General features: G+C 66.8%; 11 protein-coding genes. 2 read left to right on the top strand and 9 right to left on the bottom strand.

Annotation, left to right across the window (positions count from 1 at the left end):
- Window positions 1-1096 (top strand): M23 family metallopeptidase (locus ABY44_RS38985; protein WP_431643583.1); only part of this gene is annotated, 1096 nt, incomplete at its 5' end.
- A 166-nt stretch (window positions 1097-1262) separates the two neighbouring features.
- Here ABY44_RS38985 and ABY44_RS38990 read toward each other — a convergent pair.
- The 8 genes from ABY44_RS38990 to ABY44_RS39025 form a co-directional block, all read right to left on the bottom strand.
- Complete coding sequence (locus ABY44_RS38990) at window positions 1263-1988, bottom strand: amino acid ABC transporter permease (protein WP_060172158.1); 726 nt, start codon at window positions 1986-1988, stop codon at window positions 1263-1265.
- A gap of 2 nt (window positions 1989-1990) precedes the next feature.
- Window positions 1991-2713 (bottom strand): amino acid ABC transporter permease, encoded by a 723-nt coding sequence (locus ABY44_RS38995; RefSeq protein WP_027787462.1) that lies wholly within the window; start codon window positions 2711-2713, stop codon window positions 1991-1993.
- 94 nt (window positions 2714-2807) lie between these two features.
- Window positions 2808-3623, bottom strand: a complete 816-nt coding sequence (locus ABY44_RS39000; RefSeq protein ID WP_059682687.1) for an ABC transporter substrate-binding protein — start codon at window positions 3621-3623, stop codon at window positions 2808-2810.
- A 175-nt stretch (window positions 3624-3798) separates the two neighbouring features.
- The gene (locus ABY44_RS39005) at window positions 3799-5733 is read right to left on the bottom strand and encodes a rhomboid family intramembrane serine protease (protein ID WP_060172155.1); all 1935 of its coding nucleotides are present in this window, start codon (window positions 5731-5733) and stop codon (window positions 3799-3801) included.
- A 213-nt stretch (window positions 5734-5946) separates the two neighbouring features.
- On the bottom strand, window positions 5947-7059 hold the full coding sequence (locus tag ABY44_RS39010) for an agmatine deiminase family protein (RefSeq protein ID WP_060172153.1): 1113 nt from the start codon (window positions 7057-7059) through the stop codon (window positions 5947-5949).
- Between the two features lie 59 nt (window positions 7060-7118).
- On the bottom strand, window positions 7119-8231 hold the full coding sequence (locus ABY44_RS39015) for a polyamine ABC transporter substrate-binding protein (RefSeq protein WP_060172151.1): 1113 nt from the start codon (window positions 8229-8231) through the stop codon (window positions 7119-7121).
- Window positions 8232-8241: 10 nt separating this feature from the next.
- Window positions 8242-9156 (bottom strand): N-carbamoylputrescine amidase, encoded by a 915-nt coding sequence (gene aguB, locus ABY44_RS39020; protein WP_060172149.1) that lies wholly within the window; start codon window positions 9154-9156, stop codon window positions 8242-8244.
- A 46-nt stretch (window positions 9157-9202) separates the two neighbouring features.
- Entirely contained in the window at window positions 9203-10240 is a 1038-nt protein-coding gene (locus ABY44_RS39025; protein WP_060172147.1) for an agmatine deiminase family protein, read from the bottom strand.
- A gap of 101 nt (window positions 10241-10341) precedes the next feature.
- Between ABY44_RS39025 and ABY44_RS39030 the strand changes: the two genes are divergently transcribed.
- The gene (locus tag ABY44_RS39030; RefSeq protein ID WP_060172144.1) at window positions 10342-11271 is read left to right on the top strand and encodes a LysR family transcriptional regulator; all 930 of its coding nucleotides are present in this window, start codon (window positions 10342-10344) and stop codon (window positions 11269-11271) included.
- A 76-nt stretch (window positions 11272-11347) separates the two neighbouring features.
- On the opposite strand, the gene ABY44_RS39035 is transcribed toward ABY44_RS39030, so the two are convergent.
- Window positions 11348-12652, bottom strand: coding sequence for an MFS family transporter (locus ABY44_RS39035; RefSeq protein ID WP_021163178.1), 1305 nt, complete (start codon window positions 12650-12652; stop codon window positions 11348-11350).
- Window positions 12653-12856 lie beyond the last annotated feature (204 nt).

Consider the following 12856-nt stretch of genomic DNA (forward strand, 5'->3'; position numbering starts at 1 on the left):
GCTGCCGCAGCGCGTGCTGTCCGACACGCCGTTTCCCACCGCGCAGCATTTCGTGACGAGCGAGCTCGCCCGCACGATCGGCGAGCGCAACGATTCCGACGAACACCACGACCGCAGCCAGCAGCCGGGCCTGTTCGCGCCGCTCAGCGCGCACCGCAACGACATGCTCGGTTATGCGAACCTGTTCCAGTTCGCGGCCCCCGAAAACCGGCACGGCATGCGCGCGGGCGACATCGAGCTCACGCTGTCCGACACGCTGAACCGTCTCGACGTGCCGCCCGAGGTGCGCATCCAGCTCGGCGATCTCGTCAGCGGCAAGGTCGCGATGCGCGCGAGCGCGCAACGCGGCGACTACTACCGCGTCGCGTTCGATACGAACGACGGCACGCCGCGCCTTACCGCGCTCGAGCTGCGCGTCGCGGGCCGCACGTTCGGCGCGATCTGGTTCCGCGCGCCGGGCGCCGAGCACGGCGCATACTACGCGCTCGACGGCTCGCCGCTCGAAGCCGCCGCATTCACGATGCCGGTCAAATGGACGCGCATCAGCTCGTTCTTCGGCGAGCGCATCCATCCGCTGTCGCAGGCGATGGCATTCCACACGGGCGTCGATCTCGCCGCGCCGACCGGCACGCCCGTCGACGCGGCGGCCGACGGCGTCGTGTCGTTCGTCGGCACCGATCCGGGCGGCTACGGCCGCTACGTGATCGTCGATCACGCCGACGGTTACTCGACCTACTACGCGCACCTGTCGGCGTTCGCGCACGGCCTCAAGACGGGCGAAACCGTGAAGCAGGGCCAGCGCATCGGCTCGGTCGGGATGACCGGCGCCGCGACAGGCCCGCACCTGCACTTCGAGGTGCGGGTCGCGAACAACCCGGTCGACCCGCTCGTCACGCTGGCGAGCGCGCAGACGGCGCTGTCCGACATGCAGCTCACCGCATTCCGCCAGGAAGCGGCGCAATGGCGCTTCCGTCTCGCGTCGATCAATACGGCGCCGTTCGCGTTCGCGCAGAACGACGGGCCGCTGTGGGGCGATTTCGCGACCGACACGTCGACGCTGCGCGCGGTCTTCAATACGCACTACGCCGCGTCGTGACGCACCGGCCGCCCGCCGTCGCTCGACGAACAGCGGCGCGCGGCCGCCCCTCCCCCTTCCTTGTGCGTGCTGCCCGTAGGGCCCGACCAGCCCGGCGCGTTGTCCGCCGCGAAGATTCCCCGACACTGCCGCCTCACCGGCACGTCGATGCGGCCGCGGCTCGCCGTTACCGCGCCGGTTCCGTGTACTCGGCCGCCGCATCCGCGGCGCGTTGCGTGCGCGGGCGGCGTGACAACAGCCAGCGTGCCGCGCCGTCGAGCGACGTACACAGCACCAGGTAGATCAGCGCGACGAACAGGAAGATCTGCGCCGGATACACCATCAGCCGGTTGTTCACCTGCGTCGCGACAAACGACAGTTCCGGCACGCCGACGATATAGGCGAGCGACGTGTCCTTCACGAGCGCGACCCACTGATTGATGAACGACGGCGTCATGATCCGGATCGCCTGCGGCAGCAGCACGTAGCGCACCGTCTGCCAGCGCGTGAGACCGAGCGACAGCCCGGCCTGCCATTGCCCGTCGCCGGCCGCGACGATGCCCGCATGCACCGCGTGCGCGAGATACGCGCCGCCGATCAGCGCGAGCGCGCACACGACCGTCGCGAGCCCCGGCACGTCCATGTGCAGCAGCACGGGCATCAGGAAGTAGGTCCAGAAAATCAGCATCAGCACGGGAATCGCGCGGAAGAAGCCGATGAACGCGAGCAGCAGCACGCGCACAGGGCCGCGCGCGAGCGCCATGGCAACGCCGAGCGCGATGCCGAGCACGGCCGATGCACCGGCCGACGCGATCGCGAGCAGCAGCGACAGCGCGGCGCCGCCGAGCGGCCCTTCCGGGAACGCGCCGACGAGCAGGTACGGCAGATTGGCGAGCAGCAGCGAGAAATCCATCGTCAGCGCCCCGCTCCCAGCCGGTCGCGCCATTGCGTCGCCGCATACGCGCCCGCTTCGATCGCGGCCACCGCCGCGACGTACAGCACGGTCGCCACGCCGAATGCGGCGAAGGTCTTGAACGTTTCGGTCTCGACCTGCCGCGATGCATACGACAGCTCGGCCACGCCGATCGCCATCGCAAGCGACGAGTTCTTCACGAGATTCATGTACTGGCCGAACAGCGGCGGCAACGCGATGCGCACGGCCTGCGGCAGCACCACGTAGCGCAGCGACTGCATCGGCGTGAGGCCGAGCGCGGCCGCCGCATCGTGCTGTGCGCGCCGCACGCCGCGCAGGCCGGCTTCGCATTCCTCCGCGACGAACGCGGCCGTATACGCGCTCAGCCCGACCCAGCCCGCGACGAATTCGAACGACGGCCATGCGAGCGTGAACGGACCCATGCTCAACGCATGGCGCGCGTTCAGCCATGCGACCCACGTGTCGGGCAGCAGCGACGCGACACCGAAATACCAGAACAGCAACTGCACGAGCAGCGGCGTGTTGCGGAACGTGACGACGTACGCGGCTGCCACCGCGCGCGGTGCCGTGCCGCGCGCATGCCGCATGACCGCGAGCAGCAGACCGCCGGCGGTCGCGGCGACGGCCGACGCGGCCGCGAGACCGAGCGTCAGCAGGAAGCCCTGCCAGAGCCAGGACAGATATTTGGGAGCCAACCCGAGCATGCTGTGTTGCGGGCGCGAAGCGCGCGATCGGAAGAAAACGGAAAGCGCCGCGAGGCCGGTGATCCGGCCGGTCGCGGCGCGCGTGCGATGCGGATCAGGTCTTGTCGCCGATCCGGAAGATGCGCGTGAGCGGCGTCTTCGTCGTCGGCCCGAACCATGCGTCGTAGATCTGCACGGCGCGGCCGTTCGCCTCGAGCCCCTTCAGCGTGTCGTTGACGAAGCCGAGCAGGCGCGTCTCGCCTTTCGGCACGCCGACGCCCATGTAGTCATTCGAGATCGTGAACGCCGGGATCTCGTAGTTCTGCTTGTCCGGCACGTTCGCGAGCAGGCCGATCAGCTTCGGGCCGTCCTGCGTGATCGCCTGCACGTTGCCGGCGCGCAGCGCGGCGAACGCGAACGGCGTGTCGTCGTACGCGACGATCGTCGCCTTCGGGAATTTCTCGCGCAGCGTGATCTCGTTGGTCGTGCCCTTGTCGGCGCCGACGCGCAGCCCGTTCAGCTGGTCGGCCGATTTCAGCACGCCCTTCTTCGCGAGAAACTGCTGGCCCGACGAGAAATACGGGATGCTGAAGTCGACCTGCTTCGCGCGCTCGTCGGTGATCGTGAAGTTCGCGAGCACGAGATCGACCTTGCCGGACGTCAGGAACGGAATGCGGTTCGCGGGATTGGTCGGCTGGAGCTGCAGCTTCACGCCGAGCTTGTCGGCGAGCGCCTTCGCATAGTCGACGTCGAGACCGACGATGTGATTGCTTTTGCCGTCGACATAGCCGAACGGCGGGTTGCTGTCGAACGTCGCGACGCGCAGCACGCCGGCCTTCTTGATATCGTCGAGACGGTCCGCATGCGCGACGGTGCCTGCGGTAATGAGCGCAGCCCCGACGAGCCACGTAGCGAGAGTGTGGATTTTCATGAGCACGACCTGATTTGTTATGAAGGCCGCCGCGGATCGCGCGGCGGCCCGGTTCGAAGAACATCGCGACGGAGTGTGTCGTCGCGAAGCCGCTAACGTATCAGCGCGTGCGGCGAATCCGAACCAACAAATGGTGCTTTGCTCAGCGGGTTTCGTGATGAGGCTGGCGGCGCGGTCACGCGCCGTCAGCGCCCTCTTCCCCGTCCGCGGACGCCGCACACAGGAATTCGCCTGCGTCCGTGTCTTGCAGATAATCGAGCGAGCGGTCCATGCTGAGGAACGACAGCGTGCCCGCAGCGCCCAGTGCGTAGAGCGTGCGATGGTCTGGCGCGAAGATCACCTGCGACACGCCGCCCGCCACCGGAAATTCGCCGACCGTTCGGCGGGTCGCCACCTTGATCACGCGCATCGGCGAACCGTCGTACGCGGTCACGGCGATCAGCTTGCCATCATCGCTGCCGTCGAAGCTGTGTGCCGAAGTCTGGCAGACCGGATAGGTCTTCAGCGACGCCAGGCTCGCCGGGTCCACCCATTTGACCGACGACGCGCCGTAGAACCATGTTCCCGCGCCCGACGCGCCCGGTTCCGCCCGGATGAAACCTGCATCGAGCGGATACGAGCGGAGCGGCTCGTTCGTCGACGTATCGAACGCGACGATCGTGCCTTTCTGCATCGCGTTGACATTCAGTTGCTTGCCGTCCGGCGACAGCCACATCGACAGTGACCGCCCGAACTCGACGCCCGCCCCGTCGCCATCACCCAGTTTCAGCGTCGCGACCACCTGCGGCCAGTGCGTAATGCTGACGACGGACACCGTATCGTCGACGCCGTTCAGCACGTAGAGCCTGTCGTGCGATGCCGATGCGACGATCGCACGCGGAAACCGACCGAGCACCGCACTGTCGACGATCTTGCCGCTCGCCAGATCGATACGTACGACGCTGTCCTCGCGCATCGACGTCACATACGCGTAGCGCTCATCCGGGCTGACAACTACTCCGCTCGCGCCGCGGCCGCGGCACATGTTGCTTGGACAACCGTTGAGCCCCGTCTTGAATGGCTCGCCGGCAATCGTTTGGACCACCGTGCGCTTGTCGACGTCGACGACGACGAGCGTGTTCTCGTCGTTGTCGGTGATGTACAGGCGCTTGCCCGACGCTCCCATGACCATTGCATAGGTACCCTTGCCGACCGGAACGACCGTGCCTGCGGCCAGTTCCGCGGACACGGGTGCGGCGCGATGCTGCTCGTCCTCGCGGATCTGCTCGGCGATCGTGTCCGCATCGCGCTTCGCCTGCTGCCGCGCGTCGTCCTGCGCACGCTCGCGATCCACGGCCGTGCGTAGCTCCTGCAGCTCCGCGCTGCCCGCGCGCTGCGCCGCAAACAACATCACGCCGCTACCCAGCACCGCCAGCGTGACCGGCAGCACCGCGCCACGCAGCGAAGCGCCCGAAGGACGAAAACCGTACAGTATCCAGCCGGCGACGAAACCCGTGACGACACCGCCAAGATGCGCAGCCTGGTCGATACCGGAAATGAAGAATCCCGACGCCAGGTTGATGGCGATCACCTGGGCCACCGCGCCGAGATTGATGACGACGCCCGCATCGCGACCGCGGTCCGCACGCCGGTGCAATGCGAGCGCGGCGGCCGCGCCGGCCAGCCCCATCAGCGCGCCCGACGCACCGACGCTGACGACCGGGCGGATGCCGCTCGTCGGCATCACGATGCCGAACGCGACCTGCATTGTGCTGACCTCGTGATGCCCGGACCAGAGCGCGCTCAGCAGCGAGCCGCCGAGCGCCGACAGCAGGTACGCGACGCCGAACCGCAGTGAGCCGCCCGCGCGCTCGAGCACGGTGCCGAGCACGATCAGCATGTAAAGGTTCAGCGCCAGATGCAGCCAACCGCCGTGCAGGAACGCGCTGGTCAGCAGGCGCCACGGCTGCCCGGTCAGCGTATATGGCGCGAAGTTGGCGCCCCAGCCGAGCAGCAGACTGTTCGTCAGCGCACCGTACGATGCCTGTCGCCACATCAGCACGAAGACGGCGAGGTTGACGACGGCCAGCAGGATCGTCAGGCCCGGAACGGATGATCGTTGTTCTTTCATGGATATTTTTTCAATCGTCGATGGCGCCTCGGACAGGCGTTGGCGATTGTATATCCTGGACACGCGAATGATCGGAACAAAAAAAGACGCCCGCTGCACGCAGCGGGCGCGAATCCCAGTCAAGGAGGTGTCACACGAACTACGGGTTCAGGTTACGGAAATCGTCCGCAACGGACAACGAATCGATTTCGATAACGATATGACGCGACACGCTCACGCCGGCTGCTGTTGCGTGGTGCAGTGGATGCCGCCGCCACCCGCGGCGATGCCGTCGATGTTCAGCTGGATGACCTCGCGGCCGGGAAACAGGTCGACGAGCGTGTCGCGCGTATTGCGGTCGGCACGGCTGTCGCCAAATTGCGGCGCGATCACCGCGCGATTGCACACGTAGAAATTGATGTAGCCGGCCGCGAACTCCGCGTTCTCGTATTGGTGCCGGACGGTCTTCGGGCCCTGCAGCACGACGACCTTCAACGGGCGCCCCTTCGCATCGGTGGATTTCCGCAGGATCTCCAGATGCTGCCGCGTCACCGCGTGGTCGTACGACGAAGGGTCCGTGTCGAGCCCGGCCACCACGACGCCCGGGCTCGTGAAGCGCGCGTAGAAATCGGTATGCCCGTCGGTGATGTCCTTGCCGGCGATGCCCGGCAACCAGATGATCTTCTTCAGCCCGAGCAGGCGGCTCAGCTCGGCTTCGCACTGGGCCTGACTGACGCCCGGATTGCGGTTCGAATTGAGCACGCAGCTGCGCGTGATGATCGCCGTGCCTTCGCCGTCCACCTCGATGCCGCCGCCTTCCAGCACGAGCTTCGTGTCGATCAGCCGCGCACCGGCGCGTTCGGCCACGAACGGCGCGACTTGCACGTCCTGGTCGTGTTCCTGCTTGTTGCCCCAGCCGTTGAAATTGAAGCTCACGCCACCGAGCTGGCCCGACGCGTTCTTCACGAACACGGGCCCGGTGTCGCGCATCCACAGGTCGTCGACCGGATGCTGGACGAGCTCGACCGACGAGCCGCACAGGCGCGACGCGACCGCGTAATCCTCTTCCCGCACCAGCATCTTGACCGGCTCGTGCGCGGCGATCGCTTTCGCGACCGCGGCAAGATGCTCGCGCACCACCGGCAGCAGCCGCGCGCCCCAGATGTCCGCGCTCGGGCCGAACGCCATCCAGGTCGCCGTGTGCGGCGCGCCTTCGTCCGGCATGTGCCAGGTGGCGCCCTGCTGCGCATGCGCGGCGCGGCCGAACAACCCGCCCATCGCGCCGGCGGCCAGCGCCGCGCCCGAGACGGACAGGCCGCGTTTCAACAGTTGACGTCGTGTAGTCATGGCATTCCTCTTTCGCTTGCCGGTTATTTCGGTTGTTTCGGTTGTTTCAGGGCGGGCCGTCACGGTCGCGCCGTCTTGAAGCCGAGCCAGGTCCGGCCTTCGAGACGCATCGCGGCCGGCGATTCGGCGATCGGCGTGAACAGCCTGCGCCGCGTCGATTCGTCCGGATAGACGCCCGGATCGCGCACCAGCGCCGGATCCATCAGCTTCAGCGCGCCCTGGTTCGCATTCGCGTAGCGTGTCGAGTTCGAGATCTTCGCGATCACGTCCGGACGCAGGATGTAGTTGATGAACGCATGCGCGTTGTCCGAATGTTTCGCGGATGCCGGAATGACCATCGCATCGAACCACATCAGGGTGCCGAGCCGCGGAATGTCGTACACGACGTCGCGCTTCGGATCGCGCGCCTTCGCCTTCTGCGCGGCCAGGTTGATCGCGCCGGAAAAACCGACCGTTACGCACAGCTCACCGTCGATCAGCTCGTTGGCGTCGGACGAACCCACGAACTCGCGGATGAATGGCCGGATCTTCATCAGCATCGCCTGCGCGGCCGCGTAGTCCTGCGCGGACGGATGCATCGGATCGCGGCCGACATAGCGCAGCGCCAGCGGCAGCACTGTGCTCGCGGAGTCCTGCAGGCCCAGGCCGCACTTCGCGGCGACGCGCGACGCGATCTCCGGCTTGAACAGCAGGTCGAGGCTGTCGGCCGGCATGTCCTGGCCGAGGATCGCGCGCACCCTGGCGCGGTCGTAGCCGACGCCCACGGTGCCCCACATGTACGGCACGCCGTACTGGTTGCCGGGATCGGACTGCGCCATCTGCTTCAGCAGCGACGGATCGAGATACTTCAGGTTCGGCAGCCGGTGCTTGTCGAGCTTGCGAAACACACCCGCCTGGATCTGCCGGGCCATGAAGTCGTTGGTCGGCCACACGAGGTCGTAACCGCTGTTGCCGGTCAGCAGCTTCGACTGCAGCGTCTCGTCGCTGTCGTACGCGTCGTAGCGCACCTTGATGCCGGTTTCCTTCTCGAAGCCGGCCAGCGTATCCGGCGCGAAGTAATTGCTCCAGTTATAGAGGTTCAGCACCTTCTCTTCGTCGGCGCGCGCCGTTCCCGCCAGCACGCACAGCGCGACGCCCGGCGCCGCGACACGCAACCATCCTTGCCGTTTCATCGGGCCTCCCTCATCGATAGCAGGACGATACGCCGTCGCTGGTCAGCAACGTGCGATACATCTCCGGACGGCGATCACGGAAGAAGCCCCACGATTGCCGGTCGGCGCGGATCGCGTCGAGATCGAACGTATGCACGAGCACCGCCTCGTCGGTGCGGTTCGCCTCGGCCAGCTTCTCGCCGGTGTGATCCGCGATGAAGCTCGACCCGTAGAACACGCCGGTGAGCCCCTGCTGCTGCGGATTGCCGTTGCCGAAACCGGCTTCGCGGCCGATCCGATTGGCCGCCACCACCGGCACCATGTTGGCGGCCGCGTGGCCCTGCATCGTGCGCTGCCAGTGGCCGGACGAATCGAACGCACTGCTGAACGGCTCCGAGCCGATGATGGTCGGAAAGCACAGGATCTCGGCGCCCATCAGCGCGAGGCAACGCGCCGTCTCCGGATACCACTGGTCCCAGCAGATACCGATGCCGATCCGGCCGAAGCGCGTATCCCACACCTTGAAGCCGGTATCGCCCGGTGTGAAATAGAACTTCTCCGTATAACCCGGCCCGTCCGGGATATGCGTCTTGCGATAGACGCCGAGCACGCGCCCGTCCGCGTTCGCCACGGCGATCGAGTTGTACGCGGCATTGCCCGCACGCTCGAAGAAGCCGATCGGCAGCACGACGCCGAGTTCGCCGGCCAGCGCCGCGAAACGGGCGATCTGCGCGTTGCCTTCGAACGGCTGCGCGAGTTCGAGATGGCGCACGTTCTGGTCGAGGCAGAAGTACGGCATCGCGAACAGCTCCGGGCACAGCACGAGATTCGCGCCCTGCGCGGCGGCCGCGCGGATCAGGCGCTCCGCGGTGGCCATGTTGTCTTCGAGATTCCAGCTGCCCGACGCCATCTGGACGGCGGCGACGGTAATGTGTTTGGACGGCATTGCGATTGCTCCTCGATGGAACCGGAAACCGCTGACGGGACGTCGCTCAGTGCGCGACGGACGGCTGCTGCTGCGTCGAACAGTGGATGCTGCCGCCGCCGATCGACAGCGTCGGGATCGGCAGCATCTGCACCTTGCGCGTCGGGAACGCCCGGCTGAAAGCGTCGCGTGCGGCCTCGTCCTGCTCGACGCCGAATGCGGTCACGATCACCGCGCCGTTCACCAGAATGTAGTTCGCATAGCAGTCGCAGTAGCGCTCGGAGCCGAAGCGTTCGCTGACGATCGGCGACGGCAGGTCGAGCAGCTCGAAACGGCGCCCCGCGGCATCGGTCGCGAGCTCCAGCGCGCGGCGGTTTTCCCGCATCACGCGGAAATAGTCGCCCTGTTCCGGCAGTGCGGTCTGGCACAGCATCCGGCCGGGTGCGATGAACGACGCGATGCCGTCCACGTGCCCGTTCGTCTCCACTTCGTCGGGGTTGCCCGGCAGCCACACGATCTTCTCGACGCCCAGCATGCGGCGCAGCTCCGCCTCGATCTCCGCGCGGCTCAGGTGCGGATTGCGGTTGGGATGCAGCAGGCAGCTCTCGGTCGTGACCAGCGTGCCCTGCCCGTCGACGTAGAACGAGCCGCCCTCCAGCACCATGTGCGAATTGAAGATCTCGGCGCCGGCCGCGCGCGCGATGTCCTGACCGGCCTGCTGGCAGCCGTCGTACGGCTGGTACTTCTCGCCCCAGCAGTTGAAGCGAAACACGGCCGCGCCCAGCCCGTGCCGTTCGCTCACGAGGAAGATCGGCCCGCAATCGCGCAGCCAGTTGTCCTCGGCCGCGACCGGCAGCACGTCGACGCTCGGGCCCACCAGTTCGCGCGCGGCATCGGCCTGGCTGTGGTGCACCGCGACCACGCAGCGCTGATAGCGCGCGATCGTGCGCGCGACCAGCGCGAATTCGCGGCAGACCTGCGCGTAATGCGCCCCCCACAGGTCCTCGCGATTGTCGAGCACCGGCCATCCGAGCCACGTCGCGTGCATGGACTCCCATTCGGCGGGCATCCGGTAACCGCGCTGGCGAGCATCAAAGCGACCCATCGATCCGACTCCGTTGTGATTGATGAGCGATTTTCCGCCAGGTTAAACTTGATGAATATTGATATTTTTTGGCCGAATCAATCAATTCACCTCATATCTCGATGCAACGCGTTCCGTCCCTGAAACTACTGACCGGCTTCGAAGCCGCGGCCCGGCTGGGCAATTTCTCGCGCGCGGCCGACGAGCTGCACCTGTCGCAGTCGGCGATCAGCCATCAGATCCAGCAACTCGAAGCACAGCTCGGGCAACCGCTGTTCCGCCGGCGCGGCCGCGGCGTCGAGCTGACCATCGCCGGCGAGGTCCTGCAGCGCAGCGTCCAGCGCGCGATGGACACGTTGCGCGGCGGGCTCGACCGCATTGCGACCTACCTGAACCCGGGGCTCGTCGTGCTGGTGTGTCCGGCGCCGCTGCTGCACGGCTGGCTGCAGCCGCGCCTCGAGCAGTTGCAGCAGGCGCTGCCGGACCTGTGCCCATTGCTGTCGACCGACGAAACCGCGCGCTACGTCGACGAGATTGACGTCGACATGACGATCGGCACGCGGCCGATGCTGCAGCCGGGCCTGGTCGATATTCCGTTCATGCGGGACGAATGGGTGACGGTATGCGCGACGCCGCTGGCCGAGACGCTCGCCCGCGTGCCGCGCGCCGAACACGCGCGGCACGCGGGGCTCGTCTGCCTCGAAGCGAGCCTGACCGACGAGCGCATGGCGACCGTCTTTCGCGAGCAGCTGTCGGATTTCCGGATGCAGGCGATCTACGACGACCAGCGGCTCGTGCTGGACGCCGTGCAGCGCGGCCGCGGCATTGCGTGCCTGCCGCGCCTCGTCGCGCAGGCCGGCCTCGACCAGCACGTGCTGACCGTGCTCGCCGACTACCCGCGCCTGCCCGGCACCACATGGTGGCTGTCGCGGATGGAAGGCCCGTCGCGCTCGCCGATCGTCGAGCAGATGTTCGACTGGCTGGTCCAGCAAGGCATCCTGTCGAGCGTGGCCGACCTGGCGCCCGACCACGCACCGCCTCCGCCCGCGTAACCGAACGCCGAAAAAAAACGTCCCGCCGGCTGGCGGGACGTTCGTCATGAGGCGAATGCGTACGACGCGCGGTCGATCACGGCTCGTGACGCAGGTACCCTTCCTTGCTCGGATCGCGCATCCGCCACGACACGATCAGCGAGATCGCGCACAGCACGGTCACGTACCAGTAGAAGGTTTCCTCGCTGCCGATCGACTTGAACCACAGTGCGACGTACTCGGCCGAGCCGCCGAAGATCGCGTTCGCGACCGCATACGACAGGCCGACGCCCATCGCGCGCACTTCCGGCGGGAACATCTCGGCCTTGATCAGCCCGCTGATCGATGTGTAGAAGCTGACGATCGCGAGCGCGACCGTGATCAGCACGAATGCCGCCACCGGGCTCGTCACGTCCTTCAGCGCGTGCATCAGCGGCACCGTGCCGATCACCGCGAACGAGCCGAACAGGATCATCGACGTGCGGCGGCCGATCCGGTCGGACAGCGCGCCGAACACCGGCTGCATCAGCATGTAGACGAGCAGCGCGACGGTCATCACGTTGCTGGCCGTCTTCGCATGCATGCCGGCCGTGTTCACGAGGTACTTCTGCATGTACGTCGTGAACGTGTAGAAGATCAGCGAGCCGCCGGCCGTGAAGCCGACCACCGTGAAGAACGCCCCCTTGTGCTGCCACACGCCGCGGATCGTGCCCGCGTTTTTCTTGTCGCGCGATTCGGACGTCGACGTCTCGTCGAGCGACTTGCGCAGGTACAGCGAGATCAACGCGGCCGCCGCGCCGACCACGAACGGAATGCGCCAGCCCCACGCCTTCAGTTCGTCGCCCGACAGCGTCTGCTGCAGGATCACGAGCACGAGCAGCGCGCACAGCTGGCCGCCGATCAGCGTCACATACTGGAACGACGCGAAGAAGCCGCGGCGGCCCTTCAGCGCCACCTCGCTCATGTAGGTCGCGCTCGTGCCGTATTCGCCGCCCACCGACAGCCCCTGGAACAGCCGCGCGACCAGCAGCAGCGCCGGCGCGAGCGCGCCGATCTGCGCATAGGTCGGCAGCACCGCGATCACGAGCGAGCCGCCGCACATCATCAGCACCGAGATCATCATCGCGTTGCGGCGGCCGTGGCGGTCGGCGATGCGGCCGAACAGCCAGCCGCCGATCGGACGCATCAGGAAGCCGGCCGCGAACACCCCCGCCGTGTTCAGCAGCTGCGTCGTCGTGTTGCCGCTCGGGAAGAATGCCGGCGCGAAGTACAGCGCGCAGAACGAGTAGATGTAGAAGTCGAACCACTCGACGAGGTTGCCCGACGAGGCGCCGACGATGGCGAACACGCGCCGCCGGGTGTCATGCGCGGACAGCGCGGCTTGTTCGGTCTGGACGTCCATGGATTGGTCTGTTCCTTGTAGTACTTTCTGGGCGAGGCGGCTGGGCCGCCGCGTGCGGTCGAACGTGGCACCGGTTCCGGCGCACGGCGCTACGGGATTTTAGCGAAATGTAAAGTAACAGGCTCTCCGGGTTCGTCCGGATGTAGAAAATTTTTCTCCCGCCATGCGTTCGTCATATGAAAACGCCAGCCCGCAGGCTGGCGT

It is taken from the genome of Burkholderia sp. ZZQ-2, assembly GCF_050768715.1.
Classification (GTDB): Bacteria; Pseudomonadota; Gammaproteobacteria; order Burkholderiales; family Burkholderiaceae; genus Burkholderia; species Burkholderia cepacia.